Here is a 16,946-nt window from a genome sequence, read left to right as displayed (position 1 = left end):
TTTTTATTTATTAAATTAATCTTGGAAGACCAAATTTGCTTTATCGATATTGTGACTGTCGATCTCCAATACCTGTTGCTTTTCTACTTCAACCTGAATCATTTCATTTTCAAGATCGACAGCAACCAGTTTGGCCTGGAATTTACGACGGTTATCTACCGCACTGATCAAACGTAGTGCTACGGTATGACCGATATAGCCTGACATCTGCTCGAGCTGGAAGAATGGACGGTCCCAGCCTGGCGAAGATACTTCAAGTGAATATTCACCCGAGATCGGATCATGAACATCCAGCATTGCGCCCACTTGCTGCGTGACACGCACACAATCCTGAACGCCAATACCACGCCCCTGCTCTTCTTCACCATCTTCATTGATTGCTGGTGCAACGCTCTCATCGACTGGCTTGTCGATGTAGATACGTAATAACGAACATTTACCCTGTGGCAGGAATTCAATCCCCCAAAGGTTTACATTACAGGCTTCAACTGCTGGTGCAATCAAGTCCTGAAGTGCTTGAGTTTTATTTGATAGCTTCATTTACTCTCGTCATCTGGTGCGATTTTATGATCTATTTGACCACTACAAACCAATACAAACTATAGTAGTAGTGAAACATGGAGATTTGACCAAATAATGTCGACACTACACGATAGCCAATAAAAAAGGGCGTAAATCGCCCCAATTAATGCACAATTTAAGATTTTTTCAAATCCCACTGTGCAAAAAGGCCCACCTTGTTGTGAGCCTCTTTTTAGAAACTTGGTAGCGGGAGCTGGATTTGAACCAACGACCTTCGGGTTATGAGCCCGACGAGCTACCAGACTGCTCCATCCCGCATCAACGTGCAAAAATTATATACAAAAGATGAGAACTTTTCAATCAAAACCACATCATTCTGCATATTTGTCATCTGTCGCTGAAAAAGTGGTAGCGGGAGCTGGATTTGAACCAACGACCTTCGGGTTATGAGCCCGACGAGCTACCAGACTGCTCCATCCCGCATCAGCGTACAAATAACATTCAGTTTAAAAAAACTTAAACTGCTTTTAAAGTTTGCATCTTTAAAAGATTGGTAGCGGGAGCTGGATTTGAACCAACGACCTTCGGGTTATGAGCCCGACGAGCTACCAGACTGCTCCATCCCGCATCAGCGTACAAATAACATTCAGTTTAAAAAAACTTAAACTGCTTTTAAAGTTTGCATCTTTAAAAGATTGGTAGCGGGAGCTGGATTTGAACCAACGACCTTCGGGTTATGAGCCCGACGAGCTACCAGACTGCTCCATCCCGCATCAATAGAAGTTTTTCAGCTGCATACACCAACTTAAATTTCTGGATTATAAGTTGGTGCGGAAGGGGGGACTTGAACCCCCACGCCCGAAAGCACTACCACCTCAAGGTAGCGTGTCTACCAATTCCACCACCACCGCAGCTGTGACGCATTCTAGTCGTATCACTGAAAAAAAGAAAGGATTAATTAAAACTATTCGGTCGTTTCTGGTGCAGTTGGTGAAGTTTCATTCGATTGCACAGGTACGGTCGGCGCAGACTGAACAGATCCCAAACTATAGGCATTCGAGGTTTGTTGCTTGGCCAAAATCGCCAAAGTCAGACTGGTCACGAAGAACAGTGCAGTAAAAATCGCAGTTAAACGGGTCATGAAATTACCCGAACCCGATGCTCCGAATACTGTCGCTGCACCACCGCCGCCGAAAGAGGCACCAGCATCTGCACCTTTACCATGCTGAACCAAAATCAAGACAATCATCAAAACAGCTAAGATAATATGTACTACCAGCACAAAAGTTTGCATGCTGAACTCCTAATTATTGTGTATTTGCAAATGCATGAGCAATTTTATGGAAAGACTCAGCATTGAGTGATGCACCACCGACCAATGCCCCATTGATATCTTGGCAGGCTGCTAACTCTACTGCATTTTCCGGCTTGACACTACCACCATATAAAATCGCCATACTCTCGCCATAGCCTGTAATCTGGCTTAAACCTTGACGGATTTGTGCATGCATGGCCTGCGCATCTTCAGGAGAAGCCGTTTTACCTGTACCAATCGCCCAGATCGGCTCATAGGCAATCACGATATTGTTCCATTGCTCCGCTTCAACCACAGTAGCGATATCACAAATTTGTTGTAATACGACAGCTTCCGCCTGCCCTGCTTCACGCTGTTCCAGACTTTCACCGACACAATAAATCACAGTCAAACCGGCACTTAAAGCATTCTTGATTTTAGCATTTAAAATATCAGCATTTTCTGCAAATATTTCACGGCGTTCAGAATGACCCACCAGTACATACTGGATTTGGCTGTCTGCGAGTAATTCAGCACTAACTTCACCGGTGTAAGCGCCCATTCCTGAAATACGTGAAACATCTTGTGCTACGGTATAAATTGGACGAACCGCAGATGATAGCTCTGCCTGAATCTGGCTTAAGGCAATCGCAATCGGTGCCACACCTAAATGACATTGATCTTCGGCAATTGGTGCAGTTTCCAGCAAATTCTTAATACCACGCACCAAGCTCAATGCCTCTGCCTGCACCGGATTCATTTTCCAGTTACCTATCACCCAAGGGGTAATCGTCGAAACCGACATAATTAACCTATTTCATTTACATATTTTGAATTGGGCACATTCTACACGGAATTGGAAAATTAAAAGAATAGTTTTCTTATCACTCATTCTCGGTTTAGACTATCCAAAATGGTTATTTTTTGTTATCACTTAAAAAAATGAGGACTTCTTCCAACCAGTTCATGCTTTTACTGGAGATGAGGAAGCTAGCAGCACTCTTGGCTATGGTATTTTTACGTAACAAACGTATAATTTTAGTATAGCAATTAAAAGAATTTGATGAGTAGGCATTTATAGCATGACAGCATTACAGGGGTCGCCAAGATTTACCGGATTTATTCGTCGTTTGGTCGAGGAAGGCGTCATCTCGGCTGAAGATATGCGCAGTGCGTTGGCGCATGCCAAACAAGAAAAAATCGATATTGTGGCTGAGTTAATTAACCAGCAGCAACTTTCTCCAACCGTCATTGCTGAAACGATTTCAGTCGAATTTGGCGAACCGCTGTTTGATATCAGTGCCTATGATCCTGCTCAAATTCTTCGGGATGCGATTGATGAAAAGCTAATTACCAAGCATCGCATTCTGCCGATTTTTAAAAATTCCAGTATTTTATATGTTGCGACCAGTAACCCGACCAATATCGAAGCGATTGATGCAGTCCGTTTTTCAACTAAACTCAATATTGAAACGATTATTGTTGAACACAATAAACTTGAAAAACTGATCGAGCAGAATTTTACCGAAGAAAGCACGTTTGAGTTTGATGAAGACTTTGACTTAGATGTTGATGTCGAATCTGCTGATCCGAATAAAGAAGAGGATGAAAGCAATAAAGGTGATGAAGCACCAATTGTCAAATATATAAATAAGTTACTCATCGATGCGATCCGTATGGGGGCTTCAGACTTACATTTTGAACCTTATGAGAAAATCTATCGGGTACGTTACCGGGTCGATGGGGTATTACGCCAGATTGCAACACCACCACTACAGCTAGCAACTCGTTTATCTTCACGTCTTAAAGTCATGTCGCAAATGGACATTTCAGAAAAACGGGTACCGCAAGATGGTCGTATTAAATTAAAACTTTCTAAAAATAAAGCCATTGATTTCCGTGTCAACTCTCTCCCTACCCTGTTTGGCGAGAAGCTGGTACTGCGTATTCTGGATCCATCCAGTGCGATGCTGGGGATTGATGCTCTAGGCTATGAACCGGAACAAAAAGAACTGTTTATGCAGGCGCTGGACAAACCGCAAGGGATGCTGCTGATCACCGGCCCGACGGGTTCCGGTAAAACAGTTTCTCTTTACACCGGTCTGAATATCCTAAACCGTGAAGATACCAATATCTCAACTGCGGAAGATCCGGTCGAGATTAACTTGCAAGGCATTAATCAGGTCAACGTCAATAATAAAGTTGGCCTGACCTTCTCTGCCGCACTGAAGTCCTTCTTACGTCAAGACCCGGATATCGTGATGGTTGGTGAGATCCGGGATCTGGAAACTGCCGAGATTGCGATTAAAGCGGCGCAGACCGGTCATATGGTGATGTCGACGCTGCATACCAATAGTGCGCCTGAGACTTTGACCCGTTTACGCAATATGGGGGTGCCTTCTTTCAATATTGCTACTTCAGTCAACCTGGTCATTGCACAACGGTTGGCACGTCGTTTGTGTTCACAATGCAAGAAACCTGCCGATATTCCGAAACAAAGCTTACTGGAGATGGGTTTTACCGAAACCGACTTGCAGCAACCTGAGTTCCAAATTTATGAACCGGTGGGCTGCAATGAATGTCGTGAAGGCTATAAGGGTCGTGTGGGTATTTATGAAGTCATGAAAGTAACACCCGAAATTTCCAGAATTATTATGGAGGACGGCAATGCACTTGAAATTGCCGATGCTTCCGCACGTGCAGGTTTTAACAATTTACGCCGGTCAGGTTTAGTCAAGGTGATGCAGGGGGTGACTTCTTTACAGGAAGTCAATCGTGTCACCAGCGAATGATCGGGCGCTGATCTAAAATAAGGATAAAGGTATGGCAGCAGTAAAGAAAGGCCAGATGATGCCGATCTTCAGCTATGAAGGAATTGATCGTAAAGGGGCAAAGATCAAGGGAGAATTGCCAGCAAAAAATATGGCTTTAGCCAAGGTCACCCTTCGAAAACAAGGTATCAGCATCAAGACCATTCGGGAAAAGAAAAAAAATATCCTTGAAGGCTTGATGAAGAAAAAAGTCTCAACACTGGATATTACAATTTTTACCCGACAGTTGGCGACCATGATGAAAGCCGGGGTACCACTGGTACAAGGCTTTGAGATTGTCGCAGAAGGTCTGGAAAATCCATCCATGCGTGAAGTTGTATTGGGAATTAAAGGTGAAGTCGAGGGGGGTAACACTTTCGCTGGAGCACTGCGTAAATATCCACAGTATTTTGATAATTTATTTTGCTCTTTAGTTGAATCAGGCGAGCAGTCGGGTGCTCTTGAAACCATGCTTGATCGTGTTGCGATTTACAAAGAAAAAAGTGAATTGCTCAAGCAAAAAATCAAAAAGGCCATGAAATATCCAGCTACAGTTGTTGTGGTCGCTCTGATTGTTACCATTATCTTGATGGTCAAAGTGGTCCCGGTTTTCCAGGATTTATTCTCTTCATTTGGCGCCGACCTGCCCGCTTTTACCAAGATGGTGGTCAATATGTCGGACTGGATGCAAAAATATTGGTTCCTGCTGATTATTGCCATTGGAGCCATCATTACCGCTTTTCTTGAAGCCAAAAAACGTAGCAAGAAATTCCGCGATTTTCTGGATAAAGCAGCACTCAAAGCACCGATTTTTGGGGATTTGGTATATAAAGCGATTATTGCACGTTATAGCCGTACCCTTGCCACGACTTTCGCAGCAGGTGTACCTTTGATTGATGCACTGGAATCCACTGCCGGCGCTACCAATAACGTTGTATATGAAGATGCTGTGATGAAAATTCGTGAAGATGTCGCCACAGGTCAACAACTACAGTTTGCCATGCGCGTGACCAACAAATTCCCATCCATGGCAGTCCAAATGGTTGCAATTGGTGAAGAATCCGGTGCATTAGATGCCATGCTGGATAAAGTAGCAACACATTATGAAAACGAAGTTGATAATGCGGTTGACGGCTTAACTTCGATGATGGAACCGCTAATTATGGCCGTTCTCGGTGTGCTCGTTGGTGGTCTGGTGATTGCCATGTACCTTCCAATCTTCCAAATGGGTTCTGTGGTTTAATGCAAGATCTTATTCAATATTTTATTCAAAACCCAACGGCGCTGTATATCGCAGTTGGGCTTTTTAGTTTATGTATCGGCAGCTTTCTGAATGTGGTGATCTACCGCACTCCCAAGATGATGGAACAGGAATGGCGTACCGATTGCCAGATGTTTTTGCATCCGGAACAGCCGGTGATTGATGAAGCGAAATTAAGTTTAAGCAAACCCGCTTCGACTTGCCCTAAATGTCATCAGCCAATCCGCTGGTACCAGAATATTCCAGTTATCAGCTGGCTGGTCCTGCGTGGCAAGTGTGCGAACTGTCAGAATCCTATCAGCATCCGTTATCCTTTGGTTGAAATTCTGACGGCAGTTTGTGCACTACTTGTCGTAGCAGTATTTGGCCCGACAATGCAAATGCTGTTTGGACTGATCCTGACTTATGTGCTGATTGCCCTAACCTTTATTGATTTTGATACCCAGTTATTACCGGACCGTTATACCCTGCCCCTGGCTGCACTAGGTCTAGGCGTAAATAGTTATGCACTCTATACCTCCCCAAGCTCTGCCATCTGGGGCTACATCATTGGCTTTTTATGTTTATGGATAGTGTATTACCTGTTTAAAATCATCACCGGTAAAGAAGGTATGGGCTATGGCGATTTTAAACTGCTTGCGGCTTTGGGCGCCTGGATGGGTCCATTATTATTGCCTTTAATTGTGCTGCTGTCTTCTCTGGTAGGTGCGATTATTGGCATCATTCTGCTAAAAGTTCGCAAGGAAAATCAGCCTTTTGCTTTTGGTCCTTATATTGCGATTGCCGGCTGGATCGCTTTTCTTTGGGGTGAACAAATTATGAAAGTGTATTTAGGTCAGTAAATTGAAATTTGTACTCGGTTTAACCGGCGGGATTGGCAGTGGCAAGTCTGCTGCCAGTCAGTGGTTTGAAGCACAAGGGATCACGGTAGTCGATGCCGATGTGGTAGCGCGTGAAGTGGTCGAAATTGGGCAGCCTGCACTTACCCAGATTCAGCAGGCTTTTGGCGATTGGGTACTGCTTGCCGATGGCTCACTGAATCGTCGTGCCCTGCGTGAATATATCTTCCAGTCTCCTGAAGCACGTAAAACCCTGGAAAATATTACTCATCCAGCAATTCGCACTTCGATTATTCAGCAGCTAGATGCTGCGCAAAGTTCCTATGCCATTCTGGTTTCACCGCTCCTGTTTGAGACCAATCAACATGAGCTCACTCAGCATCGCTTACTGATTGATGCCACGATCGAATTGCAAATTGAACGTGCCTCACAACGTGATGGTCAAAATATTGAGCAAATCCGAAACATTATTGCCGCACAAATGTCACGTGAACAGAAACAGGCCATGGCTGATGATATTGTGCTGAATGATGGTCATCTGGATCATCTTTATGCCCATCTCCGCCCATTGCATCAAAAATATTTAAACATGGCAGCCAGCTGAAGCATAAAAAAAGCAGTCTGATTAAGACTGCTTTTTTTGTTCTGCTAATTTTCGGCTCAGACTGTCCTGATGCTGTAACCAGCGCCACGGCTGTAAGGCCCCGACTGCCATACCCATCAGGCCACACACCATAGCCAGACTTAAAGTTTCATTTAATAAAGGTACAGCCAGAATTGCCGCAATAAAAGGTGCAAGATTGGTAATACTGCCTGCCTTAAATGCACCAAGACGCTTGATGGCTTCTACATAGCTTAAAGTAGCAATAATCACCACAAATATGCCGTGAAAAATGGTCTGAAACAGTAAATGCTTGGGTTCAGGCACACTCAAATTTTTCGGTAAAAATAGCAGATAAATCGGCACATATATCACTGCCGACCAGATCGCGACACCACACATTGCCTGCCATGCAGTTAGCTGATATTTACGCAATAAAACAGTAAAAATCGCCCAAAGTATGGCACTGATAAAAAACAGCCCGTCCCCTGCCCCAAAGGCTACACCAGTTTCCCGATACATCAGCATACTCATGAGACATAGTACGACGATCATAATGATCAGGCTGGCCCAGGTATGTTTATCAAAAGCCTGCCCCATCAGAAAAAAAGCCATGATCGCGGTACAGATCGGAATACAGCCATTCAAGAAAATTGCAGCATGGGCGGTAGGCGCGTAGTGAAAAGCACTATAGGCAAACAGGCAATAAATCACTCCGCCAATCATCGCTAAAATAAAAGGCTCTTTTTTCAGTAAAAAAGCGGCCTCTTTACGATAAAGCAAGATCGGCATCAGAATCAGGAAGGCCAGAGAAAAACGCAAGGCCACGATATCCCAGGCACTGATCTGCCAAAGCGCATTCAGGCGGGCCGTTAAGGTAAAACCGCCCCAGATGCACATGGTAACAACTAAAAAAACATAGCCTTGCGTACGGTCTGACAATGCCATCATCAATTAAAGATTACGTTGACGGCAAGCTTCATACAGTGCCATACCTGTAGCCACACTGACATTCAGACTTTGCAGATTACCTGCCATCGGAATATACACGGTCTGATCACATTGGCTCTGTGTAATTGGACGTAGGCCAGTATCTTCCGCACCCATCACCACACAAACCCCGGTACCGGTAAAATCAAAATTCTGAATCGGCAGCGCTTTTTCATCCAGCATGGTACCAACCACACGAACATTAAAATCTTCTTTGATTTGACCCAAAGTACGCGCCAGATTGGTCACCTGAATGAATTTGACTTTGTCCGCACCACCAGCAGCCACTTTACGTGCTGTCGGGGTTAAAGTTGCAGAACGATCACGTGGCGCAATCACTGCCTCAACGCCCATTGCAGCGGCTGTACGGATACAGGCACCGAGATTGTGCGGATCGGTAATATGATCAAGAGCCAATAACAATGCTTGAGGATTCGCACTCAACAATGATTCAAGATCTTTTTCATTCAGGGTTGGATGAGCACGTACCGCAGCGACCACGCCTTGGTGAAACGGTTGCCCGGCCAGTTTCTCCAGTTTGTCACGGCTGGCTTGCTGCACACTGATCCCAAACGGTTCAGCCAGTTCCAGTACACGCTTTAAACGCTGATCATCGCGTCCTTTGAGAGTGAATAATGTCAAGACACGTTCAGGCTCAAGCTCTAACAATGACTCCACTGAATGTACGCCATAAAAATATTCAGGTTTTGCCATGAACGACCTCTAGATTAGTTATATACAAAAGAAAAATCCCGTAAAGCTGACTTCACAGGATTTCTATAGCTGATTAGTTTAACCGATTCGCACTGAAATTTCTTGCCCGGTTTGCACTGATCTTGAATCTGGACTTAACCTTCAAAATGGCAGACATAGTCCAGCACATCATCGGTTTCGATTTTAAAACGGCTATTGCCCGGTACATAGAAAGACTGACCGGCACGGAACAGCTCACTTTCTTCGCTATCACCAATCTGAACACGGCATTCACCTGAAACAATTTCCATGCGCTCAGGAACATGTGTTTCAAAGGTCAAGGCATTTTCTGAGGGCAGAATGACACCCAACGTTTTCTTGGTCCCGTCTTCAAATTGTACAATGTGACTAATACACAACCCGCCGAAATATACATTAGATTTTTTAAGTACCGATACATGATCAAACTGAGCTGACATGCGATTTCTCCAGATAAAGCATTTTGTAATATTTTGATTGCTGTAGTTTAAATGTGCACCCTCAACTAATCAATCGAAGTTTGTCGGCGTCGATAAAATATTCTGTATCGCCTAAACCTCTGCTATTTTCAGCATGTTTTGGCCTGTATTTTGCTGACATATAAGCTTAAGTTTCAATTTGCACGTGCTCTTGTGAAACAGGCTCAATTGAGTCATTAATTTAAAGATTAGGGATGTCAAAAATATGAAAATCAGCAGTGAATTAACATACTTCTGAGTCAGCTTCTTGCGAAAATACAGTGAAATAAGCATATATAAATCGCTAAAATTTAAGATAGAATGAAATTGATTCGTCCTGATTTATAATAATCACAGCCATGTTGTGACACCAATCCAACATCAGGCTATTTCAATCAAACTTTTCGCAGCCCGGATGCGTTTATGCTGACACATTTAACTCTGATCAATTTTGCTTTAGCTGAACACCTTGCTATTGATATTGATAAAGGTTTTAACGTTTTAACCGGTGAAACCGGTGCAGGTAAATCCCTGTTACTGGATGCATTGTCTGCCTGTTTGGGTGAGCGAACCGATACCAATTATGTGCGTTATGGTTCAGAAAAAGCCGATGTCACTGCCAGTTTCAGCTATCAGGAACACAGTCCTGAAGCCGCCTGGTTAAAAGAACATGAACTGGATGATGAGTCAGGTGAAATTCATTTACGTAGGGTGATCTTTGCCACCGGCCGTAGCAAGGCCTGGATCAATGGACGTCCGAGCAGCCTGTCTGAACTGAAAGAAATTGGGCGTTTACTGGTACAACTTTATAGTCAGCATAGTCAGCAACAATTATTAGAACCGCCTTATCCGAAGCACTGGCTGGATCGTTATTATCATTTTTATGCACCGGCCCAAGCAGTACGTGATGCGTATAGCACTTGGCAAAAAAATATCCGCCAGCATCAAGCAGCTTTAGACGCACAAGCGACACGCAAGCAGCGTCTGGAAACCCTGGAACTACAACTCGAAGAACTGGAAGAAATTGTTCAGACGGATTATCCGGAAATTGAGCAGGAATTTGATCGGCTCTCGCATCATGAAGCCATTATGCAGGACTGTGTCTATAGCCTGAATGTGCTGGATGAAGCTGAACAGAATATCACTCAGGAACTGGCATCAATTATGCGTCGGGTTGAGTCGCATGCCGGACGCAGTGAGCAGCTCTCCGGGATTTATACTTCCCTGCTGAATGCACAAAGCGAACTTGAAGATGCAGCAGCGAATTTACGCCAGTTCATGGATCGGCAGAGTTTTGATCCAGAACGCATGGAAGTGCTGAATTCAACTTTGGAAATCTTCCATCGTCTGGCACGTAAGTATCGGACCCAGCCAGAGTTGCTCAAAGAAGAATATGAAGCCTGGCAAAGTGAATTGGAACAGTTACATCAACTGGAAGATCCGGAAACACTCGCTGAGCAGGTAGCAGTGTCTTATCAGGAGTTTCTGGATAAGGCCCAACATCTGGATCAGATTCGCCGTGAAGCCGCAGCACCGTTGGCCAAACAGCTCACTGAGCAGGTTAAACAACTGGCATTGCCTGAAGCACATTTTGAGTTTAAGTTTGAGCCTTTGGAACATCCATCTAGTGAAGGTCTCAGCTTTATTCAATTGCTGTTTACTGCCAATAAAGGCATTCCGGCACAGCCTTTGGCCCGGGTTGCATCAGGCGGTGAACTCTCGCGTATTGCGCTAGTGATGCAAGTCATGAATGCGGAAAAAACCGAAGCCGAAGTATTGGTCTTTGATGAAATTGATGTCGGGATTAGTGGTGGTACCGCAGAGATTGTCGGGCGTTTACTGGCCGATCTGGCCCAGCATGTACAGATTCTGTGTATTACCCATCAGGCACAAGTGGCAGCACAATCTGATCAGCATCTACTGGTAAAAAAACAGCAGACTGATCCTGCCAGCAGCACAATCATTGACCTTGAGGAAAATGAAATTATTCAGGAGCTTGCAAGAATGACAGGCGGTGTAGAGATTAGTGAAACCACCTTGCAACATGCCCGCCAGTTACGTCAGCTGAAATTTCAGCAGGCTTGAGCTACTTGTAAAGCGACACATAAAAAATCCCTGCATTTAGGTCAGAGATTTTTTATGTGTTAAAAATCATTCGAACTAATATTAACTTACCATTTTACAGGTTGATCGCTTGAACCTGGCGTCATTTCATAGCCCGGTGATGAATCATAAGATTGACCAGTCTGAGACTGTACAGGCTGTAATTTTAAGCCCTGTAAAATTTCCGGGTTTAAGCCCTGAGCAATTTTATCCGCCGTACTGTCATTTAAACTATTGGTCAGAATATTCTGTGTCATTAAATTAGACAGAGTTCGATTGAAAGTGCCCGCTGCTACCACTTTACTGGTATTGGCTTCAATGACACGCCAGCTTAAACGCACTTGTTCAGCGCCGGCATTCAAACCATACATTTGCTGATGGCTGGCACTAGACAGATCATTAATTCGTCCCACCAGTAAATAGTCTGCTCCAACTTTCTGACCGATACGCGCCAGCTCATGCGGTGCACCATCCCAATACAGGAATGCATTTTCAGACTGCATTTCATCCAGATAATGACGATCTACCACACTCAACTGTCCGCTTTGAGCCAGATAATTTCCTAAAGTATCGGATAATTCCTGACTAAACTCATAGGCAGATGTGTCATTGGCCAGTCGGTTATTTTTCTCGGCCATCTGGAATGGCAATACTGCAATCCTGCGCAAATGCTGGTCTTGTACAGTCGATTCAAACTTCACCACATGTGCGCGAACTTTGGCACGGTAATTATTTTTTGCACCCGTCACACTCAGCACCTGAAACTTGGTCACTGAACCTGAACCTTGATTTGCCACACTAAAAACTGGTGAAACTTTACCGTTATAACTCCAGCCCTGATTATTCACCGATACAGAAACAGTCTCTTCATAATTCATTTGGGAAGAAACTGAAGCACCATTTACCGATTGCACAGCAATTAATAAGGCTTCAGAAATCGCCTGGTGTTGAGTTGGACCACTTCCACTGGCTTCTTTAACCACTTCTTTAATGGCTGCAAAGGCCGGAGCGCTCAACAATCCAGACAACAGGCCTGCAAGTAATATTTTTTTCATATTATATTCTTCTACAGTCACTGTGCCAAAAGCACAGTGACCTTCATTGAAATTACAGACCAAAAGTCGAGCGTTTGCCTGCCTTACGGATTTCTTTCTCGCCAGTCCACTCTACGATACCAGTTTGCAGGTTTTGCAATTTAAAAGTGAACTTGTAATACACATCACTCTTGCCACCGGCATTCTTCACAATACTCGACAAGTTGCCATTTAGCATAAATTCGGCACCAATATGACCACCGGCACGTACTGCTGTTGATTGGTTCACCATACCGCTTTGCTTTTGATAAGCTAGCTGCTGTGCCACCGCATTCACCGATTTCATATCAACAAAACGAAATTTTCCAGAATTGATTAGTTTGTTCTGAATACTGTCAGTAATCGATTCGGTATCGATATGTTCCTGGGTTTTGTTATGAATCCGATCAAGGACAATGACCGGACGGCGGTTTTGGGTCATTTGCACCACTGGCGGGAACATCAACATGTCATCCACCATTTTGGCTGCAATCATTTGCAAGTCAGTTGAACCAAAGTCTGTGGTTAAGGTTTCGACTGCTTGGGCATCACCATAACTTACTGAACCAGTAGAGGCACAGCCACTAAGCAGTGTCGTAGTTGCCAATGCGGCGAAAATCAATTTTGCGTTCATTTCAAGTCTCTCTTATTTTTTCAAATACACAACAACATCAACAGCAGATGGATTTGGCGCCAAGGACTGCACATCTTTGGTTTCACGTCCGGTTAACTGGATCGGCTTCCAGATGGCACCTTCAGGATTAACTTCCACACCTTGTGCATCCACCCAAACAATCTTGTAGCTAAAATCTTTATTGTTAAAACGGCGGTTTTTGATCGCGATTGAAGCACGCTTTAAATCACCAACCAAGCTCATATTCACACGTTCCACAAAGACTTCCGTAGTTAATACCGGATTATTGGTAATGGTGCGGATACTCATTTCATTATTGGCATTGGTTTGGGTAGATAAGGCATTCGGTGCGGTACAACCCACCATGAACAGCGCCCCTAAACCAAGTACAGCAAAGCTAAATTGACGTTTCATATTGTTCCCTTATTTATGATTAATGTGGAATGGTGCTTACACTAGCCGTAATTTTGTCATTAACATGATGGGCATAGACAAACACTGTTTGATTGGCTTTCACATCTAGGGTGACCGGAGAGCTAGATACACTCCCGCTAGAAAGTTGTAAATTATGTTTGCCCGGCGTTAAATTTAAGCGCGCAATCTGAGCATTACTCGGCAAGGTACTCCAGCCACGCAAGTCAGCACGCTCAGTCGCCATATTTAAGACGTTACCGGCAAGTTGACCAAACACACCAAACTGGTTACCAAGTTCTTTTTGTGCGGCATATTTTGCAGTGGCGCGCAGCACCTGACTGCTCACATTCGCCATAATTTTTTCTTTGAGGTCCTTGACGGCCAAAGCACCAATATCACTAATCACATAACTGTCTTGTAAAGCTTTATTATTGACTTTCACTTTCAGGCTAGTTGGTATCACATAGGTACTTGGTTCATAGGTCGCAAAAGCAATATTGATTAAACAGCCCGGTGTAGGGACATCAATTTTATTTTCCACCTTTTGCGGTACAATTCCCTGTTCGATAAATACAATCACCGGAACACTACCCTTCTTATGCTGTGTGACCAGTTGATCCAGACGTTTCACGTCTTCGGAAATTTGCTTATCTGGTTGTAACTCATAAGCTTTCTTATAATCAACCAAGGCATCATTGTATTCACCCAAGGTTTCCCATAAATTGGCTGCCATATAAAAAGCGTAGGCATTCTGATAGCTGTTCTTAATCTTGCCGGCTATGGGGTCCAGACCGACAAAAGCTTCATCCAGCACACTTAGATTCTTCTCTGCTTCCGTGTTTTTAGCTACTTTGTCTTTTTTCTTTTCTAGTTCTTTTTGGTGCAACAATTCGATTTCACGCTGGAGGCCCTGAGCCACGCGCATTTCTACCGCAGCAGCTTCCAGATCCTTTAAGAAAATATAGTTTTTAGCTTGGGAAATATGCGCCAGCACCTGCTCATGTGCTGGTACCAGATAAGGCACTACAGAGTCATTGCTGACCATGGCAAGAGCCTTAAACCCCATTCGGGACACACTAATTTTGGCCCGATTTTTTTGTTTTTCTAACAGCGTAAAGGCTTGCTTATAATAATCTCGGCTTTCTTCATATTGATGGTTAACTTGTAATAAGCGGGCTTGTTCAAGTAAATATAAAACTCCATCCTTTGAATCAGCTTTGTCCTTAAACTGAGTAATGAGGTTTTCAGATAAAGCGCTATTCAAATGACTACGGAAAAAACTACCTTCTTCATTATAACTACTAAATACTGCTGCCTGTGAAGTGACCGACACAGAAAATAGCGCAGAAATTAAAGTCCCTTTTAAAATATGATGCATAACAACCCCATTAAAAAAATAAATTAAAGATGAAAATTTCTGCATTCTACGAACAAAGCAATATGGTTTCAATATGTATATTTTGTATAATAATTGAAATATTCTGTACAATATATCGCAAATTTATTACATAAATAAACAAATATTATAGTTTGTTATCTAATATTGACCATTTTTTAATCACTAGAAACTATGTATCGAAATATAGTTAGAGCTTAATTAATGAGCTGAGATTGTAATAACTTGCCTTTAGTTTTCAGATAAATTCTATTTAAAAGCAAGAAACTATATATAGTCTACTTTTAACCATGAATGATCTATTGTTATTATTTAATTCATTCCACCACAATATATTTAATATTTTTTATTAAAATTTAAGTAAGTTTTTACTCGGTTTATCTGGCTGTTTTAGCATAAATAAAAAACGCTTTGAACCGTACCGGGTTTGTCGGAGAGTCAATATTCTGAGAGACTATCCCGATGACAAAATTAAAATATACCCCTGAAATCAGAGAAAGAGCGGTTCAATTACTAATTGAATCTGAAAAAGATTATCCATCGAATTGGGCAGCAGTTTCCGCAATTGCTCCTAAAATTGGCTGTACTCCTGAAACACTACGTATTTGGTATCAAAAATATTTAGATAAACAAAATCCAGTTAAAGTACAGCAGCTTTCAGACCAAGAACGTATCAAACAACTCGAACGCGAAAATAAAGAACTGCAACGCGCCAATGAGATTCTACGTAAAGCAGCCGCTTTTTTCGCCCAGGCGGAGCTCGACCGCCCACACAAATAATGGTGGATTTCATCCATAACAATAAAGACTTATATGGTGTTGATGCGATTTGTAGGATTTTACCAATCGCGGGTTCTACCTATTATCGAACACTAGATCTCACAGTAAATCCAGAACATCGAGCGAAACGAGATCTACATGATGAGCATCATGCTGAACAAATTAAACGAATTTGGAAAGAAAGTTCAGGTCGATATGGTGTGCGTAAGGTTTGGCAACAATTGAAACGTGAAGGTTATGTTATCGCACGTTGTACAGTTGCTCGATTGATGCAGAAGCTAGGTATACAAGGTGTTTGGCGTGGTAAGAACAAACAAACCACCCGTAGCCGAGATGATCAAAAAAGAGCAGATGATTTAGTGAAACGTAATTTTAATGCTGATCATCCTGACCCTTGCGAAGCAATGCTTCTCAGGTCAGTGACTTTACGTATATTCAAACTCATTCAGGCTGGGTCTATACCGCCTTTATTATTGATGTGTTCTCACGAGCAATTGTTGGATGGAAAGTATCTACACGGATGAATACAGATATGGTGCTCGATGCATTGGAGCAAGCATTGCATGATCGAGGCATGCCAAAGAATGTGATTCATCATTCCGACAGAGGTGTGCAATATCTTTCCATTCGCTATACCAATCGTTTAGAAGCAGCAAATTTACGAGCATCAGTCGGTACGACTGGTGATTCATACGATAATGCTCTGGCTGAAACGGTGAATGGCTTATACAAAACAGAGGTGATTGAATATCTAAAAGCAGATTGGCAAGGTTTAGCAGATGTACAACTTGCGACACTCAACTGGGTAGATTGGTTCAATAAAAAGCGTGTACACAGTGCACTGGGTTATGTATCGCCTTTTGAGTTTGAAGCAATGTACTATGATAAGATTAACCCGTTAGGTCAGGTGGCCTAACTTAAATAAAAAAGTCTCCGACAAACCCGGTACAGTTCACTTAAAACTACCTCCCATCATTTAAATAAAATCACTGAAGGTCTTTTTAAAAGGAATTTTAAAACCGGCCTTAACCTGTTCATG

15 protein-coding genes, 5 tRNA genes, 1 pseudogene and 1 other annotated feature are annotated in these 16,946 nt (G+C 43.1%); of the genes and pseudogenes, 6 read left to right on the top strand and 15 right to left on the bottom strand.

Annotated elements, in window-relative coordinates; translation table 11 throughout:
* Positions 1 to 15: 15 nt before the first annotated feature.
* The 8 genes from rimP to tpiA form a co-directional block, all read right to left on the bottom strand.
* Positions 16 to 540 carry a ribosome maturation factor RimP gene (rimP, locus tag MTX11_RS00440; protein ID WP_004281103.1) on the bottom strand — a complete coding sequence of 175 codons (525 nt, stop codon included), beginning with the start codon at positions 538 to 540 and terminating at the stop codon, positions 16 to 18.
* Positions 541 to 763: 223 nt separating this feature from the next.
* Positions 764 to 840, bottom strand: a tRNA-Met gene (locus tag MTX11_RS00435).
* An 88-nt stretch (positions 841 to 928) separates the two neighbouring features.
* Positions 929 to 1,005: transfer RNA gene (locus MTX11_RS00430), tRNA-Met, on the bottom strand.
* A gap of 68 nt (positions 1,006 to 1,073) precedes the next feature.
* Positions 1,074 to 1,150, bottom strand: a tRNA-Met gene (locus MTX11_RS00425).
* A gap of 68 nt (positions 1,151 to 1,218) precedes the next feature.
* Positions 1,219 to 1,295 (bottom strand) — tRNA-Met (locus MTX11_RS00420).
* Positions 1,296 to 1,348: 53 nt separating this feature from the next.
* Positions 1,349 to 1,433: transfer RNA gene (locus MTX11_RS00415), tRNA-Leu, on the bottom strand.
* A 53-nt stretch (positions 1,434 to 1,486) separates the two neighbouring features.
* Positions 1,487 to 1,816 carry a preprotein translocase subunit SecG gene (gene secG / locus MTX11_RS00410; protein WP_005248398.1) on the bottom strand — a complete coding sequence of 110 codons (330 nt, stop codon included), beginning with the start codon at positions 1,814 to 1,816 and terminating at the stop codon, positions 1,487 to 1,489.
* Between the two features lie 13 nt (positions 1,817 to 1,829).
* Positions 1,830 to 2,621 (bottom strand): triose-phosphate isomerase, encoded by a 792-nt coding sequence (tpiA, locus tag MTX11_RS00405; RefSeq protein ID WP_243474088.1) that lies wholly within the window; start codon positions 2,619 to 2,621, stop codon positions 1,830 to 1,832.
* Positions 2,622 to 2,898: 277 nt separating this feature from the next.
* Between tpiA and pilB the strand changes: the two genes are divergently transcribed.
* The 4 genes from pilB to coaE are packed head-to-tail and all read left to right on the top strand — an operon-like array spanning position 2,899 to position 7,330.
* Positions 2,899 to 4,608, top strand: a complete 1,710-nt coding sequence (gene pilB, locus MTX11_RS00400; RefSeq protein WP_213686756.1) for a type IV-A pilus assembly ATPase PilB — start codon at positions 2,899 to 2,901, stop codon at positions 4,606 to 4,608.
* Between the two features lie 31 nt (positions 4,609 to 4,639).
* Positions 4,640 to 5,869, top strand: a complete 1,230-nt coding sequence (locus MTX11_RS00395; RefSeq protein WP_005108483.1) for a type II secretion system F family protein — start codon at positions 4,640 to 4,642, stop codon at positions 5,867 to 5,869.
* On the top strand, positions 5,869 to 6,729 hold the full coding sequence (locus MTX11_RS16580; protein WP_213686754.1) for a prepilin peptidase: 861 nt from the start codon (positions 5,869 to 5,871) through the stop codon (positions 6,727 to 6,729). Before MTX11_RS00395 ends, MTX11_RS16580 begins: the two co-directional genes overlap by 1 nt.
* A gap of 1 nt (position 6,730) precedes the next feature.
* Positions 6,731 to 7,330, top strand: a complete 600-nt coding sequence (gene coaE / locus MTX11_RS00380; RefSeq protein WP_213686753.1) for a dephospho-CoA kinase — start codon at positions 6,731 to 6,733, stop codon at positions 7,328 to 7,330.
* A 21-nt stretch (positions 7,331 to 7,351) separates the two neighbouring features.
* Here coaE and MTX11_RS00375 read toward each other — a convergent pair whose 3' ends face one another.
* From MTX11_RS00375 to ppnP, 3 genes are all read right to left on the bottom strand, one after another.
* Positions 7,352 to 8,275 (bottom strand): DMT family transporter, encoded by a 924-nt coding sequence (locus tag MTX11_RS00375; RefSeq protein ID WP_004644926.1) that lies wholly within the window; start codon positions 8,273 to 8,275, stop codon positions 7,352 to 7,354.
* Between the two features lie 6 nt (positions 8,276 to 8,281).
* A complete protein-coding gene (rlmB, locus tag MTX11_RS00370) occupies positions 8,282 to 9,031 on the bottom strand; it encodes a 23S rRNA (guanosine(2251)-2'-O)-methyltransferase RlmB (protein ID WP_005101440.1) in 750 nt (249 codons plus the stop codon).
* Positions 9,032 to 9,165: 134 nt separating this feature from the next.
* Positions 9,166 to 9,489 (bottom strand): pyrimidine/purine nucleoside phosphorylase, encoded by a 324-nt coding sequence (gene ppnP / locus MTX11_RS00365; RefSeq protein ID WP_004281089.1) that lies wholly within the window; start codon positions 9,487 to 9,489, stop codon positions 9,166 to 9,168.
* A gap of 441 nt (positions 9,490 to 9,930) precedes the next feature.
* Between ppnP and recN the strand changes: the two genes are divergently transcribed.
* Entirely contained in the window at positions 9,931 to 11,592 is a 1,662-nt protein-coding gene (gene recN, locus MTX11_RS00360; RefSeq protein ID WP_243474087.1) for a DNA repair protein RecN, read from the top strand.
* An 86-nt stretch (positions 11,593 to 11,678) separates the two neighbouring features.
* On the opposite strand, the gene MTX11_RS00355 is transcribed toward recN, so the two are convergent.
* The 4 genes from MTX11_RS00355 to MTX11_RS00340 are packed head-to-tail and all read right to left on the bottom strand — an operon-like array spanning position 11,679 to position 15,109.
* Positions 11,679 to 12,665, bottom strand: a complete 987-nt coding sequence (locus tag MTX11_RS00355) for a CsgG/HfaB family protein (protein ID WP_005108477.1) — start codon at positions 12,663 to 12,665, stop codon at positions 11,679 to 11,681.
* Between the two features lie 52 nt (positions 12,666 to 12,717).
* Positions 12,718 to 13,317 carry a penicillin-binding protein activator LpoB gene (lpoB, locus tag MTX11_RS00350; RefSeq protein WP_005108476.1) on the bottom strand — a complete coding sequence of 200 codons (600 nt, stop codon included), beginning with the start codon at positions 13,315 to 13,317 and terminating at the stop codon, positions 12,718 to 12,720.
* A gap of 12 nt (positions 13,318 to 13,329) precedes the next feature.
* A complete protein-coding gene (locus tag MTX11_RS00345; protein WP_243474086.1) occupies positions 13,330 to 13,731 on the bottom strand; it encodes a YcfL family putative periplasmic lipoprotein in 402 nt (133 codons plus the stop codon).
* A 19-nt stretch (positions 13,732 to 13,750) separates the two neighbouring features.
* The gene (locus MTX11_RS00340; protein ID WP_243474085.1) at positions 13,751 to 15,109 is read right to left on the bottom strand and encodes a COG3014 family protein; all 1,359 of its coding nucleotides are present in this window, start codon (positions 15,107 to 15,109) and stop codon (positions 13,751 to 13,753) included.
* Positions 15,110 to 15,589: 480 nt separating this feature from the next.
* Between MTX11_RS00340 and MTX11_RS00335 the strand changes: the two are divergent.
* A pseudogene (locus tag MTX11_RS00335) lies at positions 15,590 to 16,823 on the top strand (IS3 family transposase).
* Positions 15,865 to 15,978 (top strand) — a sequence feature (AL1L pseudoknot). (Overlaps the previous pseudogene by 114 nt.)
* Positions 16,824 to 16,946 lie beyond the last annotated feature (123 nt).

Origin of the sequence: Acinetobacter lwoffii (assembly GCF_022809915.1) — a bacterium.
GTDB classification, from domain to species: Bacteria; Pseudomonadota; Gammaproteobacteria; order Pseudomonadales; family Moraxellaceae; genus Acinetobacter; species Acinetobacter lwoffii_M.
The sequence above is the reverse complement of the archived record's forward strand: the minus strand, read 5'-3'. Positions and strand labels throughout refer to the sequence as shown.

What these genes read in the sequence shown, in the direction of transcription:
- tpiA (WP_243474088.1), bottom strand. Translation starts at nt 2,621, where the DNA reads ATGTCGGTTTCGACGATTACCCCTTGGGTGATAGGTAACTGGAAAATG.
- pilB (WP_213686756.1), top strand. Translation starts at nt 2,899, where the DNA reads ATGACAGCATTACAGGGGTCGCCAAGATTTACCGGATTTATTCGTCGT.
- recN (WP_243474087.1), top strand. Translation starts at nt 9,931, where the DNA reads ATGCTGACACATTTAACTCTGATCAATTTTGCTTTAGCTGAACACCTT.
- MTX11_RS00395 (WP_005108483.1), top strand. Translation starts at nt 4,640, where the DNA reads ATGGCAGCAGTAAAGAAAGGCCAGATGATGCCGATCTTCAGCTATGAA.
- secG (WP_005248398.1), bottom strand. Translation starts at nt 1,816, where the DNA reads ATGCAAACTTTTGTGCTGGTAGTACATATTATCTTAGCTGTTTTGATG.
- MTX11_RS00355 (WP_005108477.1), bottom strand. Translation starts at nt 12,665, where the DNA reads ATGAAAAAAATATTACTTGCAGGCCTGTTGTCTGGATTGTTGAGCGCT.
- rlmB (WP_005101440.1), bottom strand. Translation starts at nt 9,031, where the DNA reads ATGGCAAAACCTGAATATTTTTATGGCGTACATTCAGTGGAGTCATTG.
- lpoB (WP_005108476.1), bottom strand. Translation starts at nt 13,317, where the DNA reads ATGAACGCAAAATTGATTTTCGCCGCATTGGCAACTACGACACTGCTT.
- MTX11_RS00345 (WP_243474086.1), bottom strand. Translation starts at nt 13,731, where the DNA reads ATGAAACGTCAATTTAGCTTTGCTGTACTTGGTTTAGGGGCGCTGTTC.
- MTX11_RS00340 (WP_243474085.1), bottom strand. Translation starts at nt 15,109, where the DNA reads ATGCATCATATTTTAAAAGGGACTTTAATTTCTGCGCTATTTTCTGTG.
- MTX11_RS00375 (WP_004644926.1), bottom strand. Translation starts at nt 8,275, where the DNA reads ATGGCATTGTCAGACCGTACGCAAGGCTATGTTTTTTTAGTTGTTACC.
- MTX11_RS16580 (WP_213686754.1), top strand. Translation starts at nt 5,869, where the DNA reads ATGCAAGATCTTATTCAATATTTTATTCAAAACCCAACGGCGCTGTAT.
- rimP (WP_004281103.1), bottom strand. Translation starts at nt 540, where the DNA reads ATGAAGCTATCAAATAAAACTCAAGCACTTCAGGACTTGATTGCACCA.
- ppnP (WP_004281089.1), bottom strand. Translation starts at nt 9,489, where the DNA reads ATGTCAGCTCAGTTTGATCATGTATCGGTACTTAAAAAATCTAATGTA.